The sequence below is a fragment of the Rahnella sp. CFA14(1/10) genome (genome assembly GCF_004195095.1).
GTDB classification, from domain to species: domain Bacteria; phylum Pseudomonadota; class Gammaproteobacteria; order Enterobacterales; family Enterobacteriaceae; genus Rahnella; species Rahnella perminowiae.
Genome location: NZ_SEWS01000010.1, coordinates 1 through 22,030, shown reverse-complemented (window position 1 = coordinate 22,030; position 22,030 = coordinate 1). Strand labels below are relative to the sequence as shown.

General features: G+C 52.4%; 16 protein-coding genes, 1 rRNA gene and 1 riboswitch. Of the genes, 4 read left to right on the top strand and 13 right to left on the bottom strand.

Annotated elements, in window-relative coordinates; translation table 11 throughout:
- Window positions 1-89 precede the first annotated feature (89 nt).
- A riboswitch (Lysine riboswitch) is annotated at window positions 90-280 on the top strand.
- Between the two features lie 106 nt (window positions 281-386).
- Entirely contained in the window at window positions 387-1,775 is a 1,389-nt protein-coding gene (gene lysC / locus EVX52_RS19300; protein ID WP_129991930.1) for a lysine-sensitive aspartokinase 3, read from the top strand.
- 93 nt (window positions 1,776-1,868) lie between these two features.
- Window positions 1,869-2,786, top strand: coding sequence for a ketopantoate/pantoate/pantothenate transporter PanS (gene panS / locus EVX52_RS19295; protein WP_129954840.1), 918 nt, complete (start codon window positions 1,869-1,871; stop codon window positions 2,784-2,786).
- Window positions 2,787-2,852: 66 nt separating this feature from the next.
- Here panS and EVX52_RS19290 read toward each other — a convergent pair whose 3' ends face one another.
- The 7 genes from EVX52_RS19290 to EVX52_RS19260 form a co-directional block, all read right to left on the bottom strand.
- Window positions 2,853-4,505 carry a Na/Pi cotransporter family protein gene (locus tag EVX52_RS19290; RefSeq protein ID WP_129991929.1) on the bottom strand — a complete coding sequence of 551 codons (1,653 nt, stop codon included), beginning with the start codon at window positions 4,503-4,505 and terminating at the stop codon, window positions 2,853-2,855.
- Between the two features lie 15 nt (window positions 4,506-4,520).
- Entirely contained in the window at window positions 4,521-5,177 is a 657-nt protein-coding gene (locus EVX52_RS19285) for an HAD family phosphatase (protein WP_129954841.1), read from the bottom strand.
- Window positions 5,174-6,166 carry an ABC transporter ATP-binding protein gene (locus tag EVX52_RS19280; RefSeq protein WP_129991928.1) on the bottom strand — a complete coding sequence of 331 codons (993 nt, stop codon included), beginning with the start codon at window positions 6,164-6,166 and terminating at the stop codon, window positions 5,174-5,176. The genes EVX52_RS19285 and EVX52_RS19280 overlap by 4 nt, the downstream gene beginning before the upstream one ends.
- 2 nt (window positions 6,167-6,168) lie before the next feature.
- Window positions 6,169-6,954, bottom strand: a complete 786-nt coding sequence (locus tag EVX52_RS19275) for an ABC transporter permease (RefSeq protein ID WP_129991927.1) — start codon at window positions 6,952-6,954, stop codon at window positions 6,169-6,171.
- A gap of 22 nt (window positions 6,955-6,976) precedes the next feature.
- The gene (locus EVX52_RS19270) at window positions 6,977-7,819 is read right to left on the bottom strand and encodes an ABC transporter permease subunit (RefSeq protein ID WP_129954844.1); all 843 of its coding nucleotides are present in this window, start codon (window positions 7,817-7,819) and stop codon (window positions 6,977-6,979) included.
- Between the two features lie 26 nt (window positions 7,820-7,845).
- Window positions 7,846-8,643, bottom strand: coding sequence for an alkaline phosphatase family protein (locus tag EVX52_RS19265; RefSeq protein ID WP_129991926.1), 798 nt, complete (start codon window positions 8,641-8,643; stop codon window positions 7,846-7,848).
- Window positions 8,644-8,723: 80 nt separating this feature from the next.
- Window positions 8,724-9,782 carry an ABC transporter substrate-binding protein gene (locus tag EVX52_RS19260; RefSeq protein WP_129954846.1) on the bottom strand — a complete coding sequence of 353 codons (1,059 nt, stop codon included), beginning with the start codon at window positions 9,780-9,782 and terminating at the stop codon, window positions 8,724-8,726.
- Between the two features lie 202 nt (window positions 9,783-9,984).
- Between EVX52_RS19260 and EVX52_RS19255 the strand changes: the two genes are divergently transcribed.
- The gene (locus EVX52_RS19255) at window positions 9,985-10,695 is read left to right on the top strand and encodes a UTRA domain-containing protein (protein ID WP_129991925.1); all 711 of its coding nucleotides are present in this window, start codon (window positions 9,985-9,987) and stop codon (window positions 10,693-10,695) included.
- A 52-nt stretch (window positions 10,696-10,747) separates the two neighbouring features.
- On the opposite strand, the gene metH is transcribed toward EVX52_RS19255, so the two are convergent.
- On the bottom strand, window positions 10,748-14,449 hold the full coding sequence (gene metH, locus EVX52_RS19250; protein ID WP_129991924.1) for a methionine synthase: 3,702 nt from the start codon (window positions 14,447-14,449) through the stop codon (window positions 10,748-10,750).
- Window positions 14,450-14,696: 247 nt separating this feature from the next.
- On the opposite strand from metH, the gene iclR reads away from it, so the two are divergent.
- Window positions 14,697-15,539: a glyoxylate bypass operon transcriptional repressor IclR gene (iclR, locus tag EVX52_RS19245; RefSeq protein WP_129954849.1), complete on the top strand. Its 843-nt coding sequence runs from the start codon at window positions 14,697-14,699 to the stop codon at window positions 15,537-15,539.
- Between the two features lie 48 nt (window positions 15,540-15,587).
- On the opposite strand, the gene aceK is transcribed toward iclR, so the two are convergent.
- The 5 genes from aceK to rrf all read right to left on the bottom strand — a co-directional run bounded on the left by aceK (window position 15,588) and on the right by rrf (window position 22,028).
- A complete protein-coding gene (aceK, locus tag EVX52_RS19240; RefSeq protein ID WP_129991923.1) occupies window positions 15,588-17,303 on the bottom strand; it encodes a bifunctional isocitrate dehydrogenase kinase/phosphatase in 1,716 nt (571 codons plus the stop codon).
- A gap of 52 nt (window positions 17,304-17,355) precedes the next feature.
- Complete coding sequence (aceA, locus tag EVX52_RS19235) at window positions 17,356-18,678, bottom strand: isocitrate lyase (protein ID WP_129991922.1); 1,323 nt, start codon at window positions 18,676-18,678, stop codon at window positions 17,356-17,358.
- Window positions 18,679-18,718: 40 nt separating this feature from the next.
- Complete coding sequence (gene aceB, locus EVX52_RS19230; protein ID WP_129992010.1) at window positions 18,719-20,317, bottom strand: malate synthase A; 1,599 nt, start codon at window positions 20,315-20,317, stop codon at window positions 18,719-18,721.
- A 372-nt stretch (window positions 20,318-20,689) separates the two neighbouring features.
- Complete coding sequence (metA, locus tag EVX52_RS19225) at window positions 20,690-21,619, bottom strand: homoserine O-succinyltransferase (RefSeq protein WP_129991921.1); 930 nt, start codon at window positions 21,617-21,619, stop codon at window positions 20,690-20,692.
- Between the two features lie 293 nt (window positions 21,620-21,912).
- Window positions 21,913-22,028, bottom strand: a 5S ribosomal RNA gene (rrf, locus tag EVX52_RS19220).
- Between the last annotated feature and the right edge of the window lie 2 nt (window positions 22,029-22,030).

The window sequence follows — 22,030 nt, the reverse complement described above, 5'->3', positions numbered from 1 at the left end:
GCTCAAAATGTAGCGCATGCGCTGCCTGACCGTTGACAGACGGGCGATAAACGGCTATTCCTAAGCGCCTAACTCGCGCGCTCGGTGCGCGAGCCAGAAGAGGCGCGTCGCCCAGGCAGTGTATCGGAGGAGCCGAAATCCTACGAAGATACATCAGGGGGAGCGGCGCCGAGATCATAAGCCCGCGGCAGGCGAACGATCGACTACAGGGGCTGAATCCCCTGGGTTGTCACCGGAACACCCCAAAAGGGTGTCGGCTAGGTGGGGCGCTTCTGGGTGTATCGTAGTATCTCTACGCCTGCTCCCGTTTCCCGCTCTTCCCTTTGTGCCAATTCTTATGGAATCGATGGCCGTCATGGTATGACGACCCGGACACGAGGTTTTACATGAATCACGCAGTATCCCGCAACGCCAGTCAGCAGCCTTTGGGTAATGTCATCGTCGCCAAATTCGGCGGTACCAGCGTGGCGGATTTCGACGCAATGAACCGCAGCGCGGATATCGTGCTGTCGCGTCCTGAAGTGCGTCTGGTTGTCCTCTCCGCCTCTGCGGGCGTCACCAATTTATTAGTCGAGCTGGCCGAAGGTAAAGAAACCGAACGACGGGTGTTCCTGCTTGATGAAATTCGGCGCATCCAGAGCGCTATCATCGACCGCCTCGATAATCCGACAGTGATCCGCGAAGAAATCGGCCGCATGCTGGAAAATATCGCTATGTTGTCAGAAGCGGCGAGCCTGGCGACATCTACCGCGCTGACTGACGAACTGGTGAGCCATGGCGAACTGATGTCTACTCTGCTGTTTGTTGAAATCATTCGCCAGCGTAACGTGCCGGTGGAATGGTTCGACGTGCGTAAAATTATGCGCACCAATGATCGCTTTGGCCGGGCGGAGCCAGATACTCAGGCATTAAACGAGTTAACCGTTCAGCAGTTGCAACCGCGCTTGCAGGACGCTCTGGTGATCACACAAGGTTTTATCGGTTCTGAAGGCAAAGGGCGTACCACGACACTTGGCCGTGGTGGCAGCGATTATACCGCCGCATTGTTAGGCGAAGCGCTGAGCGTTTCCCGGGTGGATATCTGGACGGACGTACCGGGGATTTATACTACCGATCCACGTCTGGTGCCGGCGGCAAAACGTATTGACCGTATCGCATTTGAAGAAGCGGCTGAAATGGCGACTTTTGGTGCGAAAGTTCTGCATCCTGCAACGCTGCTGCCAGCGGTGCGCCGCGGTATTCCGGTGTTTGTAGGCTCGAGCAAGGACCCGTCAGGCGGTGGCACCCTGGTGTGTGATACCAGCGATAATCCGCCGCTGTTCCGCGCGATAGCCCTGCGCCGCAGACAAACGCTGGTCACGCTGCACAGCCTGAGCATGCTCCATTCACGCGGTTTCCTCGCCGAAGTGTTTGGCATTCTGGCTCGTCACAGCATCTCTGTTGATCTGATCACAACGTCCGAAGTCAGCGTCGCACTGACGCTGGATACCACCGGTTCCACATCCTCGGGTGACAGCCTGCTGACCACCTCGCTGCTGACAGAATTATCCTCACTGTGCCGCGTGGAAGTCGAAGAAAATCTGGCACTGATCGCGATTATCGGTAACAAACTGTCACAGGCCTGTGGCGTCGGCAAAGAAGTCTTCGGCGTACTGGATCCGTTCAATATCCGCATGATTTGCTACGGCGCAAGTAGCTACAATTTATGCTTCCTGGTGCCGGGCAACGATGCCGATCAGGTTGTTAAAACTCTACACCGCAACCTATTCGAATAAGGACGGGCGCGGTATCTGAGAAGACCGGGCCACGTGCCCGGTCTTTTTTTTGTCTGTACTTTTGCAAAACAACAAAGACAAGGATCATCCTCAATGTTAGCCATAATAACCCGCCTGTTCCCGTTGTGGGCCGTGCTGTTATCCGTCGCGGCCTACTATTCGCCCGGCACGTTTACGCCGATCGGCCCGCACGTTTCTACCCTGCTGATGCTGATCATGTTCGCGATGGGCGTCACTCTCGAATTCGGTGATTTCAAACGCGTACTTTCCCGGCCCGGCCCGGTTGCTGCCGCTACTTTCCTGCATTATCTGGTCATGCCGCTGGCGGCATGGGTACTGGCAAAGCTGTTCCATATGCCCGCAGATTTATCGGCGGGGATGATTCTGGTTGGCAGCGTGGCCAGCGGAACTGCTTCTAATGTCATGATTTATCTGGCGAAAGGCGACGTCGCGCTTTCCGTGACGATTTCTGCGGTTTCCACGCTGGTTGGCGTTTTCGCCACGCCATTGCTAACACGTCTGTATGTTGATACGCACATCAAGGTCGATGTGGAAGGCATGCTGTTGAGCATTTTGCAAATCGTCGTCATCCCGATTTTAGCCGGTCTGATTATTCATCATCTGTTCACGAAAACCGTAAAACGCATCGAACCGCTGCTGCCGCTTTTCTCAATGGTGTGCATTATCGCCATTATCAGCGCCGTCGTGGCGGGCAGTCAGGGCTTTATCGGTTCTGTGGGACTGATCGTGATTGTGGCGGTTATTCTGCACAACGGCATTGGTTTACTGAGCGGTTACTGGGGTGGAAAACTGTTTGGCTTTGACGAAACCACCTGTCGCACGCTGGCGATGGAAGTCGGGATGCAGAACTCAGGCTTAGCCGCGACGCTGGGGAAAATCTACTTCACCCCGCTGGCCGCACTGCCGGGTGCATTGTTCTCGGTCTGGCATAATCTTTCAGGTTCTTTGCTGGCCGGTTACTGGTCCGGCAAACCGGTCAAAAAAGACTGATGTCCAGACCGTAAAAAAACAGCAAAAAGAAACGGGCGCCTTCCTCAGCGCCCGTTTTTATTCGTACTACACCCGTTGCGCATCATCATTCGGTTCGCGCTGCTCGTCTTCCTGCTCATCCTGATCCAGCACGTTATACGCCACCGCACAGAACAGTGAGTTCAGACGTTTCATATCTCCCAGTAACCCGAGGTGGAGCGAACTGGTTTCAATACTCTGCACATTATGCTGATGCAAGCGATCAACATGGGCATGCGCGTAACGGCGGTCAAGAATGCGGAAGCGGTGTTTGGAACGTCGCAGACGGCGTGCGCTGGTGAGATCGTTTGACAGGAATACCCCCAAACTCAGACGCAGATTATCTTGTAATTTTTCATGTAAGGCATCCAGTTCCACCAAGCCTTCCGGCGAGAACGCGCGGCGCGTAGCGTGGGATTTGGCGGTGATATCGCCGGTCATACGTTCGATAATGTCACCGGCCTGTTCGAGGTTGAGCGCCATTTCGATAATTTCTGCCCAGCGGCGGGAGTCATCTTCGCCCAACCCTTCTTTATTGATTTGCGCCAGATACAGTTTGATGGCGGTGTACAACACATCAACGTCATCGTCGAGACGCCGCACTTCGCGATCCTGCGCCAGTTTACCGTGCATCACTTCCCGGTTGAGGATCAGCATATGTTCGACCACGTCGCCCATGCGCAAAGTCTCGCGGGCGGCATTGGCCAGCGCCAGCGTCGGTGTATCTATCGCGCTGACGTCAAGATGACGCGGGCGCAGACGCGGATCATCTTCCGGCACATCGGCAATCATCATCTGGCAAATCTTCGCCATCGGCGCAGTCAGCGGCACCATTGCCAGACAACGGATCAGGTTGTAGAACATGTGAAAATAAATCACCAGTTCCTCATCCGGGATCCCAAGCCGCGTCAGTTGGGTCGACAACGGTCCGACAAACGGCAGCACAATCACTAAACCAATCAGTTTAAACAACGTGCTGCCGAGCGCGACCCGGCGACCGGCAGCGTTCATTTTACTGGCGTTAATCATCGCCAGCAGCCCGCTGCCAAGATTGGCACCGATGACCAGACACAGCGATACTTTAAGCGAAATCACGCCGGTTGCGGCAAGGGTTGCTGTCAGCAACACGGCAGCCAGGCTGGAATAACTGATAATGGCAAACACTGCGCCGGTCAGAGCATCGAGCAGTACATCACCCGTCAGTGAGGAGAATAAAACTTTCACGCCGGAGGCCTGCATGATCGGTGTTGCTGCGCCCACAATCAGTTCCAGCGCCAGTAAAATCAGACCCAGTCCGATACCGACGCGGCCCATTTGCCCCGCGCGGGTTTGTTTACGGCTGAGGAAGAATGCAACACCGACGAAAATCAGCAGCGGAGAAAGCCAGGAGAGATCGAAAGTCAGGATACGCGCCATCACGGCGGTCCCGACATCTGCACCGAGAATAATCACCAGTGCCGGCGCCAGTGCCACCAGCCCCTGCGATACAAACGACGTGACCAGCAGCGCGGTAGCATTACTGCTTTGCACCAGCGCAGTTACGCCAATCCCCGCCACAAACGCCAGCGGTTTTTTCTCGACACTGTTACTCAGAACACGGCGCAGATTGGCGCCAAAGACGCGCATGATGCCGGTACGCACGATGTGCGTACCCCATACGAGCAGAGAAATAGCAGACAACAGATGCAAAAGGGTTAACACGAAAAAACAGCTCCATTAACGCCAGGCATAGACCGGCCATCCTGCCTGCCGGGCGTGCTGGAGCAGGATGGCGTCCGGATTCACCACCACAGGCTGCCCAACGCGCGTCAGCAACGGCAGATCATTATGGGAATCCGAATAAAAACTGGCTGATTGCAACAGGGATTCGTCCTGATTGATGAGTTCAAGTAACCGCGAAACTTTGCCTTCGCGGTAGGTCATCGTCCCCTGTGTGGCGCCGGTAAAGCGCCCTTCTTTGATTTCAACACCAATCGCCAGCGTTTCATCAACACCAAGGAAACGGGCAATTGGCTGCACCAGATGTTCACCGGACGCGGAAATAATCACCGTCCGGTCGCCCTGTGCGCGGTGAGCAGCCAGACACTCACGCGCCTGCGCGTAAACACGCGGGGCAATCACATCCTGAATATAATTCGCGACCATTGCCGCGACATCACGTTGACGGCGGCCGGACAGCGGCACCAAAGTACAACGCATGTACTCCTGCATATCCATCTGGCCGGCAGCGTATTGCTGCATCAGTGCGGCATCTTGTTGCAGGAAAGCCTGTTCATCGGCCACCCAGCCATTGGCCACCATATAGGCTGACCACAAACTCGAACAGTCGCCGCTAATCAGGGTTTCATCGAGATCAAACAGCGCCAGTTTCATGCAACTTCCCGTAACGTAACAAGATCTAACTGTAGACCAATATCGCTGCCATCGGCACGAAGTGAGGCCACAGAGCGGTTTAAGACATCCACAGAAAGCTCAACGCCATGCGCTAAAACGCGATAACGCACGACGTTACCGAGCAGGCTGTGGCTGATAATTTTAGCCGGAATGCCTTCAGTCAGTTCACACATCGTGACCGACTCCGGCCGGATGGCGACGCGACCGGTATAACGTATGCCGGTCAGCGCCATCGCCTGTTCAGGGTTTAACAGATTGTAACTGCCGATAAAGCCTGCGGCGAACGCATCCACCGGTTCAGTATACAGGGTTTCGGCGTCAGCATTTTGGACGATTTGTCCTTTGTTCATCAGCACAATCCGATCGGACATGGTCAGCGCTTCTTCCTGATCGTGTGTCACGAAAATCGCCGTCAGGTTCATTTCACGCTGAATACGGCGGATTTGCTCACGCAAATGCTTACGGATACGGGCATCGAGCGCGGAAAGCGGTTCATCAAGCAACAACAGACGCGGCTGTGTGACCAGTGAACGCGCCAGCGCCACACGCTGACATTGGCCACCGGAAAGCTGATGCGGATAACGTTTGGCATAGTCGTTCATTTCCACCAGTTCCAGCACTTCACCGACGCGGCGATGCAACTCGGAAACCGGTATCTTTTGCATTTTCAGGCCGAACGCGACATTAGCTTCCACGGTCATATTCGGAAACAACGCATAACTCTGGAAGACCATACCTATACCGCGCTGCTGCGGCGGCAACGGCACAATATCCTGCCCCTGTATCAGAATTTTTCCGCTGTCCACCGACGTCAGCCCTGCGAGACAGCGAAGCAGTGTGGATTTCCCACAACCGCTGGGTCCCAGCAGCGTGACGAATTCACCCTCTTGTGCTGAAAAATCGATGTTGTTGAAAATTTGCGTCGGGCCGTAAGACTTATTGAGTTGAGTAACCTGTAAATACGACATAATCAGCGCTTTCCTTTGTTCAGGATGTTCGCCACCCAGGTGAAAATCAGGACGACCATGAAATAGGAGATGACCAGTGCGCTGGTAAAATGGCCGCTGCCATTGCGCATGTTATAGAGGTAAACCTGAACCGTTTCATAACGGCTGCCCGCCAGCAGGTTGGCGAATACAAATTCCCCGATCAGGAAGGAAAACGACAGCAGGACGGCAATCATTCCGCCTTTACGTAAGTTCGGTAAAACCACCAGCAGTGCCGCTTTCCAGGTGCTGGCCCCGAGCAGGTGCGCCGCATCCATCAGGTCACGCAGGTTGATCGCCTGCATGTTGTTGGAGATGGCGCGATAGATAAACGGCAGCGCGATGGTGAAGTAACAACCGATCAGGATCCACGGCGTGCCGGTCAGCGCCAGCGGTTCAGCGGAATAGAGTTGCATCAGACCGACCGACGACACCACGGGTGGCACGGCGAACGGCAGTAAGATCAGGATATTCATCAGCGCATCAAGCTTTGGAAAATAGTAAGCAATCACAAACATGAGTGGCAGGATCAGCACCAGCGAGAGGAAAAGTGTGCCAAAACACACCAGCAGCGAGTGCCAGAGCGCAATCAGGAAACGCGGATCACTCCACAATTCCACCAGCCATTTGAGGGTAAAACCGCTCGGCAATATAGTGGCACCCCATTCCAGCACCAGCGCATAGACCAGCGTCGCCAGCAGCGGCAACATCATGACAATCAGTAAAATCCAGATCACCACACGGTGGTAAATCGCTTCAGAGCGCGACATTTTACGTTCCTTTTTTTGCCCGTCAGCTGCGCTGACTGAGATAACTTTTACGCAATAACCACTGATGGATCAGCGTGATAAAGGCCATCAGCACCACCAGCAACATCGCCAGCGCGCTGCCCATGTTCGGATCGAGAGAAATATCCCCCGAGACCAACGCCGCGATACGCACCGGCACCACGTTAAAGTTACCGGTGGTCAGCGCATACACCGTGGCATACGCGCCAAGGGCATTGGCCAGCAAAATCACGAAGGTACCGAGCAAGGCCGGGAACAGCACCGGAATACCAATATGACGCCAGTAACGCCAGCGTCCCGCGCCCAGCAAGGCTGCTGACTCACGCCAGTCCTCCCGCAGCGCATCAAATGCCGGATACATCAGCAACACGCCGAGCGGGATCTGAAAATAGGTATAGAGAACAATCAGGCCGTCTTTCGAATAGAGGTCAAAGTGTTCCATCAGGCCATATTTTTTCAACAGCAGCGTCAGGCAACCATTCAGGCCAAGCAGGATCACGAAGGCGAAGGCCAGCGGCACCCCGGCAAAGTTGCTGGTCATGTTAGTGAACGACATGACAAAATCGTGCAGCTTTGTCGGGCCTAACTGGCGAAGTGAGTAACTGCCCACCAACGCGATAAGCAAGCCGTATAAACTCGACCAGATGGAAATATCCAGCGAGAAACGCATAGCCTGTAAATAGAACGGTGATGTCAGAATATCGGTGTAATTGCCCAGTCCCCAGGCTTCATACGTCTCACTGTAAAAACTGCTCACCGCAATCCATGCCAGCGGCGCCAGCTGAAAAGCGATGAAAAACACCAGAAATGGCAGCATAAACAACGCCGCAATCCACTTAGCTTTCATCGGGTATCCTCTAAAAGTGACGGGATTCAGGCCAGTAATGCCGCGCAATGTGGCTTATCGTGGGCAATATTAAGGATCTGACAAACGGTTCCGCACAACTCGGTCTGCAACGGTGCGGCCTCTTTGAAGCTGAACGCACTGCCAAAAACGAACAGCGGTACCTGACGCTCCTCCGGCAAAATTCCGCCGTGACTGCGGTCATCATTCATGCCGTGATCCGCGGTCACGATCACCTGATAACCGGCATCCAGCCAGTCACCCAGATAGCGTGACAGAATGCCGTCTGCGATCCGTGCTTTGTTACGATATTGCGGTGTCGACAGGCCGAATTTATGCCCGGCATCATCAATGTTCATCGGATGGATCAGCAGGAAGTCGGGATCATGACGACGTCGCAGGCTTTCGGCATCATCGAACAAATGCGAATCAGGATAACTGTCGTCGTAATAGAAATGACCGTGCTGGATAGCCAGCGATTCATCACTGGTGTGACGATCACGCGGCGGGTCAAATGGTGTGCGGTTGTACAGCTCGCTGACCCAGTGATAAGCCGCCGCAGCCGTCGTCAGACCGGCGTCGCGGGCATAGTGAAAAATACTGCGTTGTGTCGATAACCGGTCAACATGGTTATGAACGATGCCACTCTCCACCGGCGTGATGCCGGTGAGAATGCATTCATAAAGCGGTCGGGACAGCGAAGGCAATTCGCATTCCAGTTGATACAAGCGGCCACGTCCTGCGGCACACTGCGCCTGTAAATAACCCATTGTGTCGTTGCCGACCTGATAATTCAGGCCGTCGAGAACTACCAGAATGCTTTTCATTACATGTATGCCTTTCATTTCTTACAGGTGTTGTCATTAACCAATGCTTTCGCTGCCCGGTTCTTCTTATTTTTAGGAATTTATTGCTGCATGTTGATCATGACGTTTTCCTGCCACAGGCGCGGCAAGGTTTTCGCACTCTTGTCCCAGGCAGCCGGATCGGCAATCGGATGTGCATTTTTGTATTCACTGGATGGCAGCAGTTTGGCTTTTACATCGTCTGGCAGAGTGATGTGGTCAGCACGGATCGGGCGGGCATAACCTTGTGCTAAGTTGATCTGGCCAGCATCAGAGAAGATGTATTCACGTGCCAGTTTTGCCGCATTTGGGTGTTTGGCGAATTTGTTGATGATGGTGGTGTAGCCGGACGTGATAGTGCCATCCGATGGGATCACCACATCGAAGCGGGTTCTGTCGATTTTGTCGCGATAGCTCAGCCCGTTGAAGTCCCAGACGACGCCAACCTGCACCTCACCTTTCTCCAGAGAAGCGATCACCGGGTTCGTCAGACTCAGACGTCCTGCTTTCGCCAGTTTGCCGAAATATTCCAGACCTGGTTTTAGATCCTTTTCATTCCCACCCATCGCGTAAGTTGCCGCCAGCACGCCGTTTGCCGCCTGCGCTGCGGTGCTCACATCACCAATAGTCACTTTGTATTTGCTGTTGAGCAGATCAGCCCAGCTGTGTGGCTCATCTTTAACCTGCGATTTATCAATGATGAAGGCGATAGTACCGGTGTAAGCGAGCGCCCACATACCGTCTTTATCTTTTGCCCAGTCGGGTACCTGATCCCAGGTTGTCGGTTTATAAGGCTGGGTCACGCCTTTTTGCACAGCAACCGGTCCGAAAGCAGCGCCCACGTCACCAATATCAGCACTGGCATTGTCCTTCTCTGCCAGGAATTTGGCGATTTCCTGGGCGGAACTCATATCGGTATCACTGTGTTTCAGACCATATTTAGTGCTCAGATCACTCCATGTTCCTTTCCAGTTCGCCCAGTCATCAGGCATACCGACACTGTTTACCGTTCCTTCGGCTTGTGCCGCTTTGAGGAGTGCAGCAGGAGGCTCAGCGGCAAATGCCGGTGAAGCGGAGAGGACAAGCGCGCTGGTTAACACAGAAGCGAACAACTGTTTCATAACGGATGCTCCAGATGATAGTGTGTGAAGTGCTGGTCTAGTCCAGCAAGAACCAAGCCAATCTAACGCTCAATTGTGATAATTATATGTCAGCGCGAAAAAGCAGCAGTTTTAAGCTGATCGCTGTTAACGGGCGCACATTATTGACACGATGCAGAGTCAGATTGGTGCAAAAACGCACTGAAATGAGGCTTGCTAACCGATGAGTGAATCGCAGACCACCCTTGCCGTTATCTGCAAGGCATTGAGCGAAAGTATTGCAGCCGGGGCATTTTCTGCAGAGGGAAGGCTGCCTTCTGAGCGCGCGTTGAGTGAACAGTTTTCCACTACCCGTATCACATTACGGGAAGCATTGAGCCAGCTTGAGGCACAGGGTCTGATTTACCGGGAAGTGCGCCGGGGCTGGTTTGTGTCCCCACCGCGCATTATTTATAACCCGCTGCAAAGAAGTCATTTTCACGCGATGGCGAAAGATCAGGGACGCAGCGCAAAAACCGAAGTGATCGATGCGAAGTACTGTCTTGCCAGTGATACGGTGTGTCAGAAGTTATTAGTGCCGGCAGAGAGTGAGGTGATTTGCATAAGACGGTTACGTTATATCGATAGCCGTCCGGTACTGTATGTCGAGCACTATCTTAATCCGCTGTATTTTCAGGATATTCTCAGCGCTGATCTCACATCATCGCTGACCGATCTGTATGCGCTGCGCTACGACATTCATTACGGACGCGTACGATTTGATATGGTACCTACGTTGCTGAGTGAAGAAGCCTCGCATGCGTTGAGAGTGGCACCCGGCAGCCCTGCACTGTTTATCACGCGAACCAACCGTGACCAGCACGACCGGGTCATCGACTGCGATTTAGAATACTGGCGCTATGACGCACTGCACATTGATGTGGAAGTGAGCTGAATTCGTAAGGAAATCAAGGGGAAAAAATGCCCGTTAACGGGCATTTATATTATTAGTCGGCATCGTAACCCAGATTAGGGGCTAACCATCTTTCCACTTCTGCGACCGGCATGTTTTTACGCGCTGCATAATCTTCAACCTGATCACGCTGGATCTGCGCCACAGCGAAGTATTTACTGTCAGGATGGCTGAAATACCAGCCGGATACAGCTGCCCCCGGCCACATGGCAAAGGACTCGGTCAGTTGCATACCGGTATTGGATTCGACATCCAGCAGCTTCCAGATTTGCCCTTTTTCAGTATGTTCAGGACAGGCCGGGTAACCGGGTGCCGGGCGTATTCCCTGATAATTTTCGCGGATCAGTTCTTCATTGCTCAGGTTTTCTGTCGGCGCAAAACCCCAGTACACTTTACGTACCTTCTCGTGCAGGTACTCTGCGAACGCTTCTGCCAGACGGTCTGCCAGAGCCTTGATCATGATTTTATTGTAATCATCATGCTGCTTGTCATACGCCTCGGCCAGCGCATCTTCCTCAAGCCCGCCGGTTACGGCAAATGCCCCCATGTAATCTTTTTTGCCACTGGATTTCGGCGCAACAAAGTCAGCCAGACAGTAGTTGGCGAAATCGGTTTTTTCCGTTTGCTGACGCAGATGATGGCTGACCACCAGCACATCCTGACGGCGTTCGTCGCTGTAGATTTCGATATCATCGCCCGTGCGGTTTGCCGGGAACAAGCCCACTACACCACGCGGATTCAGTAATTTTTCAGCGGAGAGTTTATCCAGCAAATCGTTGGCATCCCTGAACAGGCGCTTCGCTTCCTCGCCGACAACTTCATCTTCAAGAATGCGCGGATATTTGCCCGCCAGCGACCAGGTCATAAAGAACGGTGTCCAGTCGATGTAATTACGCAATGTTTCAATGCTGGCTTCCACTTTCTGGATGCCCAGACGGTGAGCCACCGGCGGCGTGTAAGTTTCCCAATCGATAAAAGTCGCGTTGTCGCGGGCCACTGCCAGACTCACCGGCGGCGTGCGCGGTTTTTTACGACCATGCTGGATACGTACGGTTTCATACTCTTTACGCGTTCGTCCGATAAACGCATCGCGCTGATCATTGGACAACAACGCAGAGACGACGCCCACAGAGCGTGAAGCGTTTTGCACATAGCAGGTCGCACCACTGTAATTTTGTTCTATTTTCACCGCTGTGTGCGCTTTCGATGTGGTTGCGCCGCCAATCAGCAACGGCATGGTGAAACCACGGCGTTCCATTTCTTTTGCCACGTTGACCATTTCATCCAGCGACGGGGTGATAAGCCCGGAAAGCCCGATAATATCGACGTTTTCTTCAATGGCAGTTTTCAGAATTTTGTCAGTCGGCACCATCACACCGAGATCAATAATCTCGTAGTTATTACATTGCAGCACAACACCGACGATGTTTTTGCCAATGTCATGCACATCGCCTTTTACCGTCGCGAGAAGAATTTTGCCGTTGGTCTGGCCCTTTTCCTTGCTGGCTTCAATGTACGGCTCCAGATAGGCCACCGCTTGTTTCATCACACGCGCGGATTTCACCACCTGCGGCAGGAACATTTTGCCAGCACCAAACAGGTCACCGACCACATTCATACCATCCATCAGCGGGCCTTCGATCACTTCGATAGGACGCGCGGCCAGCTGACGGCACTCTTCAGTATCCAGTTCGATAAATTCGGTAATGCCTTTCACCAGCGAGTATTCGAGGCGTTTTTTTACTTCCCAGCTGCGCCATTCCGCCTGCTGCTTATTCGCTTCGCCATCTTCCTTGCTGCCACGGTATTTTTCGGCCAGTTCGAGCAGACGCTCAGTACCATCATGACGACGGTTGAGGATGACATCTTCCACGGCGTCGCGCAGTTCAGCCGGTAAATCATCATAAATCGCCAACTGGCCGGCGTTGACGATACCCATATCCATACCGTTGCGGATGGCGTGATACAGAAAGACAGCGTGAATGGCTTCACGCACCGGTTCGTTACCGCGGAACGAGAAGGACACATTGGAAACACCGCCGGAAATCAACGCATGCGGCAGTTGTGCTTTAATATCAGCACAGGCTTCGATGAAATCAACGGCGTAGTTATTGTGCTCTTCAATACCGGTCGCTACGGCAAAGATGTTCGGGTCGAAAATAATATCTTCCGGCGGGAAGCCGACCTTTTCAGTCAGCAATTTATAGGCACGGCGGCAGATTTGAATTTTGCGGGCACGGGTGTCCGCTTGCCCGGTTTCATCAAATGCCATGACCACCACGGCTGCGCCGTAGCGGCGAACCATACGGGCATGGTGCAGGAAGGCTTCTTCGCCTTCCTTCATGGAAATGGAGTTAACAATCCCCTTGCCCTGGATGCATTTCAGGCCTTTCTCGATGACGTCCCATTTGGAGGAGTCGATCATGATCGGCACACGGGCGATATCCGGTTCACCGGCAATCAGGCTGAGGAAACGCACCATCGCCGCTTCGGCGTCGAGCATTCCTTCATCCATGTTGATGTCAATAATTTGCGCGCCACTTTCTACCTGCTGACGGGCTACAGCCAGCGCTTCCGCATACTTTTCTTCTTTAATCAGTCGCTTGAAACGCGCGGAGCCGGTCACATTGGTACGTTCACCGACATTCACAAACAGCGTCTGTGGATCGATGGTCAGCGGTTCCAGCCCTGCCAGACGGCAGGCAACAGGAATGGTCGGCAAAGCACGGGGCGGCACGCCTTCCACGGCTTTCACCATCGCCGCAATGTGCGCAGGCGTGGTACCACAGCAACCACCGACGATGTTCAGAAAGCCCGAGCGTGCCCATTCGGCAATATGCTCAGCCATTTCTTTAGCTTCGAGATCGTATTCACCAAAGGCGTTAGGTAAACCGGCGTTCGGGTGTGCGGTGACATAACATTCTGCAATACGGGATAACTCAGCCACATACTGACGTAATTCATCAGGCCCCAGGGCGCAGTTAAGGCCAAAGGTGAGCGGTTTCACATGGCGTAATGAGTTATAAAATGCTTCGGTTGTCTGGCCGGACAAAGTACGGCCCGAGGCATCGGTAATCGTGCCGGAAACCATGACCGGCAAGACAATACCCATCGCTTCGAATTCGCTTTCAACTGCGAACGTGGCGGCTTTAGCATTAAGTGTGTCGAATACGGTTTCGATCATGATCAGATCGACCCCTCCTTCGATCAGCGCACGGGTAGATTCCCGGTAAGCGTCAACCAGCTGATCGAAAGTTACGTTACGGAATGCGGGATCGTTAACATCAGGGGAAATCGATGCCGTCCGGTTGGTCGGGCCTAACACCCCGGCGACATAACGCGGTTTATCCGGCGTACGGGCAGTCCACTCATCGGCGCACTGTCGCGCCAGCCGCGCGGCCTCATAGTTAATTTCAGCCGACAAGGATTCCATATGGTAGTCAGCCATTGCAATCGTGGTGGAGTTGAACGTGTTGGTTTCGAGGATATCTGCACCGGCAGCAAGATAACCGTTGTGGATCTCGATGATCACTTCAGGTCTGGAGAGCACCAGCAGATCATTATTGCCTTTAAGATCGCTTTCCCAGTCAGCAAAACGCTCACCGCGGTAATCTTCTTCTTCCAGACGATAGCTTTGGATCATAGTGCCCATGCCGCCATCCAGAACCAAAATGCGCTGTGCCAGCTGCTTATGTAGCGCCTCAACTCGATTAGTCACTTTCACCTCATCACCCATCACGCACACCCGGCAAATTATTCATTCATGCGCCGGAAATTATGGTCAACATCCTAGCATATCTTCCTCAGCCAAAAGGCCGCGCTGACGTGAGACTTTTTCAATTCGGGAAGACATCCCGCAAACGCCATGCAACACATCGGATGAGCGTAAAGGCACGTTGCGATCCATACTGTAAAAACGAAAACCAATTCCAAAAATGATTTTTCTTCGCCAGCTTTTGGCGCATCTTACAAGGAACAGGCTCATGGCAACGTCCGTATCGGCTCCGGCCAAACGTGCTAAGAAAACTAAAGCTGCTGCCGCCAACAGCAGTGCTGCAACCGGACAAGTTCAGTCCCTGACGCGTGGCCTTAAATTGCTGGAATATATTGCCGAAGCTCAGGGCAGCGTGGCGCTGACCGATCTCGCCCAGCAAGCGGGTTTACCCAACTCCACCACCCACCGCCTTCTGACCACCATGCAACAGCAGGGGTTTGTTCGTCAGGTCGGAGATTTGGGCTTGTGGACCATAGGCTCGCACGCTTTTATCGTGGGCAGTAGTTTCCTGCAAAGCCGTAATTTACTGGCCATGGTACACCCGATGCTACGCCGCCTGATGGAGGAGTCCGGCGAAACGGTCAATCTGGCCGTGCTGGATCACAGTGATTATCAGGCGATCATTATCGATCAGGTGCAATGTAATGCCCTGATGAGAATGTCCGCGCCTATTGGCGGAAAATTACCCATGCATGCGTCAGGTGCCGGCAAAGCGTTTCTTTCAACCCTGCCGGAAGAACGTCTGGCAAAACTGCTGCACAAAATCGGTCTGCACAGTTATACGCCGTTAACAAAAACGTCTCCGGCGAACCTGAAACAGGAGCTGGCAGATACCCGTAAACGCGGTTATGCCTTTGATGATGAAGAGCATGCGCTCGGTTTGCGTTGTGTGGCGACCTGTATCTATGACGAGCATAACGATGCCTATGCAGCCATTTCCATTTCGGGTCCGGTTTCGCGCATCACCGACGACCGGGTGACGGAACTGGGGGCTCTGGTGATCCACGCGGCGAAAGAAATCACGCAAGCCTACGGCGGCGGAAAACACTGAGAGAGATGCTGAAATCCCACCATTATGATGCGGCAGGATTTCAGTTTATTAACGATGGCTAAAACGCCGCGAACGGCGATAAGCAAAGACATCTTCGACATGCCCCTCACGGATCCTCTGCTGCAAACCGCGCCAGTAACTGGCGCTGAAAAGGTCGTCGTGTAGCGTTTCAAACATCTGACCAAGGCGTTTGTCACTGCAAAGAAAATGCCGGAATTCCTCGGGAAAAACATCACCTGGCGCAATGCTGTACCAGGGTTCACTGGCCAGTTCATCCTCCGGATAACGTGGCGCGGGAATATCGCGAAAATTCACTTCGGTCATGTAGCAGATTTCATCGTAATCATAAAATACTACCCGGCCATGACGAGTCACGCCAAAATTCTTAAACAACATGTCTCCGGGAAAGATATTAGCCGCAGCCAGTTGTTTAATTGCATTGCCATATTCTTCAATCACATCATGAAGCTGCTTAGTGCTGGCCTGTTCCAGATATAAATTCAGCGGCGTCATACGCCGTTCAATATACAGGTGCCTGAGCGCAATGCTGTCTCCCAGATCTTCAATCTTGGCAGGTACTTCACGCTGTAGTTCAGCCATCAGTTCAGGACTGATATTTTTCTTCGGCAGAACAAAATGCTCAAACTCCTGCGTATCGGCCATCCGCCCGACACGATCATGTTCTTTCACCAACTGATAGCAGGCTTTGACCTGTGCTTCGGTCACTTCTTTCTGCGGCGCAAAATTATCTTTTATCACTTTGAACACCCGGTCACTGTCAGGCAGGGTAAATACCAGCATGACCATTCCTTTAACACCGGGTGCGATAATAAAAGACTTATCGGTTTGCGCCATAAAGCGCAGATGTTCACGGTAACATTCGGTTTTTGCATGCTTCTGGCAACCGATAGCGCTGTACAGCTCAGCCGTGGTTTTGGCCGGTAGAATCTCACGTAACCACTCAACCAGCGCGCCAGGCTGCGGTGCATACACCATAAAATACGAGCGGGCAAAGCCAAAGACTATACTGGCATCGTTGCTTTCGGTAAGACAGGCATCAACAAACAACTGCTTCTGATGACTGCTGAGATGCACCGGCAATAACATAGGGAATACCTGCGTGCCGGTCCTGATTTTACCGATTATCCATGCGGCTTTATTGCGATAAAAAATCTCGGTGGCAATCTCAATATCAGCCTCTGCAAGCCACTCTGCGGGGAAACGTTGTTGTAATGCCGTAGCAATATAATCTACGTCACGGTGCGTATTCTCCCAGGGTAAGCGCACCGGCAGGTCATGAAGAACTCTTGCGAGTGTGCCGGCAAGCTGGCCCTGAACCGGGTAAAGACGTGACAAAGGACGGGCGCAATGTTGCGGCCACCGGAAAGGCTGCTCACTGAAAATAAAAAGTTTGTCTGCGGTCAGATCGCGATGTTTGAAAATGCGGCAATAGACTGAATTAAAGAAACTTTCGGCTATTTCAGCCCGCGGATAATCAGGCAGTAATCCGGAGTAACACGCCTTTACGCGGATCAGAAACGCGGCATCATAAAAATGCGGGCCGGTAATGCATCTGAGCTGGGCAACCACCAGCCCGACATGGTGGTCATACAAATGGATACGTTGCTTCATTGCTGCCTGTACCGCCGGCCAGTCGGCATTTTCAAAGCGCTGCTGTGCCCCCGATGTCACCTCGAGAAAGCGGCCATACTGTGCGTCGAATCCCTGCAAAATAGTCTGCGCAATCAACAACTCTATACGCATAGTGGCGACTCCCGGAGGAAAAAGACCCGGCTTTTACCGGGCCTGATAAATATCAGTGTGCCGCAGAGGAAAACTGCTGTTCTTCGGTAGAACCGGTGAGGGCGGTGACCGAGGAACGGCCGCCCTGAATGATGGTGGTGACTTTATCAAAATAACCGGTTCCGACTTCCTGCTGGTGCGAGGCGAAAGTGTAGCCGCGACTTATGGCTGCAAATTCCGGTTCCTGTACTTTGTCGACGTAGTGCTTCATCCCCTCTCCCTGCGCATAGGCATGAGCAAGATCGAACATGTTGAACCACATGCTATGGATACCTGCTAACGTAATGAACTGATACTGATAGCCCATCGCGGCCAGTTGGTCCTGGAAACTGGCGATGGTTTTATCATCGAGATTTTTCTTCCAGTTAAACGATGGTGAACAGTTATAGGCCAGCAATTTTCCCGGGAACTCTGCATGAATGGCCTCGGCAAAACGCTGAGCCAGTGCCAGATCAGGCGTTGATGTTTCGCACCATACCACGTCGGCATAAGGTGCATACGCCAGCCCGCGACTGATGGCCTGCTCAATACCGGCGTGTGTCCGGTAGAAGCCTTCATGCGTTCTTTCGCCGGTAATAAACTGGCTATCATAAGGGTCGCAGTCTGACGTCAGTAAATCTGCCGCATCAGCGTCAGTACGCGCCACCAACAGCGTCGGGACGCCAAGAACATCAGCGGCAAGGCGCGCGGAGACCAGTTTCTGCACCGCTTCCTGAGTCGGCACCAGAACTTTGCCGCCCATATGCCCGCACTTCTTCACTGCGGCAAGCTGGTCTTCAAAATGAACAGCGGCAGCACCCGCTTCAATCATGGATTTCATCAACTCAAAGGCATTGAGTACGCCGCCAAAACCGGCTTCAGCATCGGCCACAATCGGCAGGAAATAGTCGGTATAGCCCGGCAGCCCAGGTTCAATGTTATTGGCCCACTGAATCTGGTCCGCACGGCGAAAAGTGTTGTTAATGCGCGCCACCACTTCAGGTACCGAATTTACCGGATACAAAGACTGATCGGGATACATACTGGAAGCTGTATTGGCATCTGCGGCAACCTGCCACCCGGAAAGATAAATGGCTTCGATACCCGCTTTTGCCTGTTGCAATGCCTGTCCGCCGGTCAGTGCGCCAAGACAATTCACATATCCTTTACGCGATCCACCGTGGAGTAAATCCCACAGGCGCGCCGCACCGTGCTGTGCCAGCGTACATTCAGGATTGACTGAGCCACGCAGGCTAATCACGTCTGCCGCCGTGTAAGGTCGGGTAATATTTTTCCAGCGCGGCTGGTTCCAGGTTTCTTCAAGCTGCTGAATCTGCTGAGTACGGGTCGTTTTCATGGCAAATGCTCCGGTCTTTTTATGTGTAGGGTAAGAAGAATCAGGCCAGCAGCTGATAGCCGGGCAGGGTCAGGAAATCGATTAATTCGTCCTGTGTGGTGATTTTTTCCATCAGCGCAGCTGCCTGTGTGAACCGTCCTGCGCTGAAGCGTTGGTCGCCCAACTCCTGCTGAATGACCAGCATTTCTTCGTTCAGCATGTGGCGGAATAACGGCTTCGTCACGGGTTGTCCGTCATTAAGCGTTTTGCCGTGGTGGATCCATTGCCAGATTGATGTACGGGAGATTTCCGCCGTGGCGGCATCTTCCATCAGCCCGTAAATCGGGACACAGCCGTTGCCAGAAATCCAGGCTTCGATGTATTGCACTGCGACGCGGATATTGGCGCGCATACCCTCTTCAGTACGATCGCCTGAACATGGTTCGAGCAACTGCCCGGCAGTAATTTCGGCGTCTTCTTCGCGTAATACGTCCAGTTGATTTACGCGGTCACCCAGCGCTTTATCAAACACTTCCAGTACCGTGTCAGCCAACCCGGGGTGTGCTATCCAGGTACCATCATGTCCGTTATTCGCTTCAAACTCTTTGTCCGTCCGGACTTTGTTCAGTACCCATTCGTTACGCTTAACGTCTTTGCTTGGGATAAATGCCGCCATGCCACCCATCGCAAATGCGCCACGGCGATGACAGGTTTTGATCAGCAGACGCGAGTACGCACTGAGGAAAGGTTGCGTCATGGTCACAGACTGGCGGTCAGGTAATACACGATCAGCATGATTCTTCAACGTTTTGATATAGCTGAAAATGTAATCCCAGCGACCACAGTTCAGTCCGACGATGTGAGCACGCAGGTGGTAAAGGATTTCATCCATCTGGAAAACCGCAGGCAGGGTTTCAATCAGCACCGTGGCTTTAATCGTGCCGCGCGATAATCCTGCATAATCCTCGGCAAAACTGAAGACCTGGCTCCACCAGTCAGCCTCATGATAAGACTGCATTTTTGGCAGATAGAAGTAGGGGCCACTGCCTTTTGCCAGTAAGGCGCGATAGTTATGGAAAAAATACAAAGCGAAGTCGAACAAAGAACCGGGAATAGCCTCACCCTGCCAGTTCACATGCTTTTCGGGTAAATGCAGACCACGTACACGACAAACCAAAACGGCCGGATCGGGCTTGAGTTGATAAATCTTGCCGGATTCATTGGTGTAGCTGATCGTCCCCTTCACCGCATCGCGTAAGTTTATCTGCCCTTCGATAACTTTCTGCCAGTCCGGAGCAAGGGAATCCTCAAAGTCCGCCATAAAAACTTTTACATTAGCGTTAAGCGCGTTGATCACCATCTTGCGTTCAACAGGACCGGTGATTTCTACCCGGCGATCCAGTAGGTCTGCCGGGATACCTCGAATCTTCCAGTTTGATTTTTTTATGGAATGTGTTTCCGAAATGAAATCAGGTAACGTCCCCTGATCTATCTTCTGCTGTACGGCAATTCGATCGGCGAGTAAGCGGTTACGCAGCGGGGTAAAACGGATAACCAGTTCAGATAAAAAATCAACGGCTTCTTCGGTCAGAATCTGTGCTTCATTTTCACCAAACCGGCGCGTAAAACCAAGCTGACTGCGGGTAATTTGCTCAGACATCATTTATCTCCTGATTTATCTGTTTAATCTGCCAGAGCACTTCACTGAACAGACGCTGTTACGGTCGAAAACACACCGGAGATGCCCCCATGCTCCTGAGGCGATCTTTCTCTGGTCATTTATTGCCCGATAGATTTAAGCGTAATCAGTAATTTCATAAAATCAAAAACGATTTCCATTTTATTTTTTATTGTAAAAATAATTAATTTTAATCAATGAGATAGGAATGAATTATTTTTTCGTAAAATGGTAATGAATTTCGGATGAGGGGGGACAGGCACAGAAGGAAAGGATCAGATAAAGGGATCCGGGGATAAGAAGAGGATGAGCAGACGACCGGCAAGATCGTCTGCTGAAATCATGAAAAGAGGATTATTCGAGGGTTGGATTCATCTGGCGCAGATCAAACGGTGTGATCTGATAAACATAATAATTCAGCCAGTTAGTGAACAGCAGGTGACCGTGACTCCGCCAGGTCGCCTTTGGGGCGAGCTCGGCGTTATCCTGCGGGAAATAGTTGTAGGGCATTTCCGGCGATAAACCCGCCGCCACATCCCGCAGATACTCACCAGCCAGCGTTCCTGCATCATACTCAGGGTGTCCGGTAACAAAAGCCATCCGTTTATCTTTGGTTGCAAAGAGATAGGCACCGGCTTCGTCGGATTCGGCGAAGATCTCCAGATCCGTATGCTGGCGGAGCACATCTGCCGGAAAATCTGCATAACGGGAATGAGGTGCCAGAAAGCTTTCATCAAAGCCCCGGGTCAGTAATGCCAGCGGTTGTAACGTCTGATGGGGATATACACCAGACAACTTCGTTTCACGGGTCATCTTAGGCAGGCCGTAAAGCACATTCAACGCCGCCTGAACCGCCCAGCAAACAAACAGGGTCGATGTGACATGTTCTTTAGCCCAGTGAATAGCGCGCTCAATTTCCGGCCAGTATGCTACATCACAAAAGTCGACCAGGCCTAAAGGTGCACCGGTAACGATCAGTCCGTCATAGTTGTCATGTTGAATATCTTCAAAGTCACAATAGAAATTATTCAGATGCTCGGCAGGGGTATTTTTAGATTCCCGACTGTCAATGCGTAACAGCTGCACATCAATCTGCAAAGGAGAGTTGGAAAGCAGTCGTAAAAACTGATTTTCGGTCTCAATTTTCTTCGGCATCAGGTTGAGAACCAGCACCTTAAGAGGACGGATCTCCTGCGTTTTTGCCCGTGATGACGTCATAACAAAGACGTTCTCATTACGCAGGAAATTCACCGCTGGTAATTCATCTGGAACCCGGATCGGCATAACAACTTCCTCACTGCATCCATTTATACGTTTAGACTTCTAGATAGCTGAAGATATCGGTTTTTGATTAAGATGTCGAGCCTGCAAACGTTAAGTGAAAATATTTCAACTTAAGTTATTAATTTAGATTATCTGGTTATAAAGGGAAGCAAATGAGTGTTCAGGAAGGGATAAAAAGAGAAATTAAATTGCAGATCATGGCAACGTACTGAGTAAATAATGTACACAATACCCTAAATTCCCCATAGCCAAAAGCCCCGCACTTTCGTACGGGGCTTTTGGCTTTATTTGATGCCTGGCAGTTCCCTACTCTCGCATGGGGAGACCCCACACTACCATCGGCGCTACGGCGTTTCACTTCTGAGTTCGGCATGGGGTCAGGTGGGACCACCGCGCTAGTGCCGCCAGGCA